Here is a 2,131-nt window from a genome sequence, read left to right as displayed (position 1 = left end):
TTCTACCATGAAAGTACTCTGTCCACTTGCGAGATCGTCAGACGGCCCTCATCGTTCTTATGGCACAGATCGGAAGCTTTGTTCCGGCAGAGAAGGCAAACATCGGAATCGTGGATCGTATCTTTACGAGAGTCGGCGCGTCTGATGATCTCGCAAGTGGACAGAGTACTTTCATGGTAGAAATGACAGAAGTTGCCAATATTCTCCGAAACGCGACATCCAGAAGCCTTCTGATCCTGGATGAGATCGGACGTGGAACCAGTACCTTTGACGGACTGGCGATCGCTTGGGCAGTGATCGAGCATATCAGCAACACCAAACTCTGCGGAGCCAAGACACTTTTTGCAACGCATTATCATGAACTGACCGAACTGGAAGGCAAGATTCCGGGCGTTAATAACTATTGTATCGCTGTCAAGGAAAAAGGTGACGACATCGTATTCCTGCGTAAGATCGTCAAGGGCGGCGCTGATAAGAGCTATGGTATCCAGGTAGCGAAGCTTGCCGGTGTGCCGGATTCTGTCATCAACCGTGCAAAAGAACTCGTCGAGGAACTCAGCGATGCGGATATCACGGCAGCAGTCAAGGACCTGACCGCACCGAAGAAAAAACAGAAGATCGTCTATGACCAGGTAGATATGGCACAGATGTCACTTTTTGATACCGTGCAGGATAATGATATCGTAGAGGAGATCAAAAACCTGGACATGACGAATCTGACACCGATGGAAGCTATGAATATTTTATATAATTTACAGAACAAGATCAAAAATCGCTGGTAAAAAGGATCTTTGTTTATCCGGAATGGGGAGGTAACTTTGAGAAAAATTGCAGTCTTAGATCAGAATACAATCGACAAGATCGCAGCAGGTGAGGTGGTGGAACGCCCGTCCTCTGTGGTGAAGGAGCTGGTAGAAAATGCAATTGATGCCGGTGCGACAGCCGTTACAGTAGAGATCACTGACGGCGGCAAAAAGCTGATCCGCATCACCGACAACGGATCTGGTATGGAAGAAGACCAGATCCCGCTGGCTTTTCTCCGTCATGCGACCAGCAAGATCGAGAAAGTTGAGGATCTGGAGCACATTGCTTCCCTTGGTTTCCGAGGAGAGGCTCTTTCCAGTATCGCGGCAGTTTCACAGGTGGAACTGATCACCAAGACTCCGTCTGCCATCAGTGGAAACCGTTATGTGATCGAAGGCGGCGTGGAGCATTCGCTGGAAGAACTTGGTGCACCGGAGGGTACGACATTTCTTGTACGGAATCTGTTTTATAATACCCCTGCCCGCAGTAAATTCCTGAAATCAGATACAACAGAGGCGAATTATATCCATACCCTGATGGAACAGCTTGCACTTTCTCATCCGGAGATCTCTTTTAAATACATCCAGAATAAACAGGTCAAGCTGCATACTTCCGGCAACTACAGTGTCAAAGATGTGATCTACAGTGTGTATGGCAGGGATATCGCCAAAGCGCTTCTCGAAGTCGAGCAGGAGAATTCGTTCATGAAGATCTCCGGCTTTGTCGGAAAACCGGAGATCGCGAGGGGAAACCGTTCTTTTGAGAATTATTACATCAATGGTCGTTATGTCAAGAACAATATCATCACCAAAGCCATTGAGAACGCGTACAAAGGCTTTCTGATGCAGCATAAATTCCCGTTCGTTTCTCTGCGTATGGAGATGGAGGGGAATGATCTGGATGTCAATGTCCATCCAGCCAAGAGGGAAGTACGTTTTGCGAGGGAACAGGAAGTTTACGATGCGATCTATGATACGGTGCGAAATGCCCTGACCAGACGCGAGATGATACCGAAGGTCACACTTGGTCCGGAAGAAACTTCCAGGAAAGAAAATGTGGTCAAGTCTTCTGCGGTACCGGAGCCGTTCGAGCAGAAACGCCGGGAGCAGATCTACGGTACACCGATATCCAGACCGCAGCCGGTGCGAGAAAATCCGGCAGCTTATTCGACGATGCACCCGGCAAAAACGGAGGGGATTTTATCAGAAAAAAATCCGTCCCCGGCACTGACACCTTCTGAGGAGAATCTGTTTGCAGGAACACTCAGGAAGAATCAGGAGCTGGATGAGGTGAAGAAGAAAGTCGAGTTGGAGCAGCAGGCAAAAAT

The 2,131-nt window shown here is 48.5% G+C and carries 1 protein-coding gene and 1 pseudogene; both read left to right on the top strand.

Features of this window, described 5'->3' with window-relative positions:
• Positions 1 to 35: 35 nt before the first annotated feature.
• A pseudogene (locus tag WMO75_RS19365) lies at positions 36 to 782 on the top strand (MutS-related protein); the annotation flags it as partial.
• A gap of 36 nt (positions 783 to 818) precedes the next feature.
• Positions 819 to 2,131, top strand: a 1,313-nt coding sequence (gene mutL / locus WMO75_RS19360; RefSeq protein WP_349078819.1) for a DNA mismatch repair endonuclease MutL, incomplete at its 3' end; no start/stop codon positions are given.

Origin of the sequence: Blautia intestinihominis, from assembly GCF_040096655.1 — a bacterium.
Classification (GTDB): domain Bacteria; phylum Bacillota; class Clostridia; order Lachnospirales; family Lachnospiraceae; genus Blautia_A; species Blautia_A intestinihominis.
The sequence above is the reverse complement of the archived record's forward strand: the minus strand, read 5'-3'. Positions and strand labels throughout refer to the sequence as shown.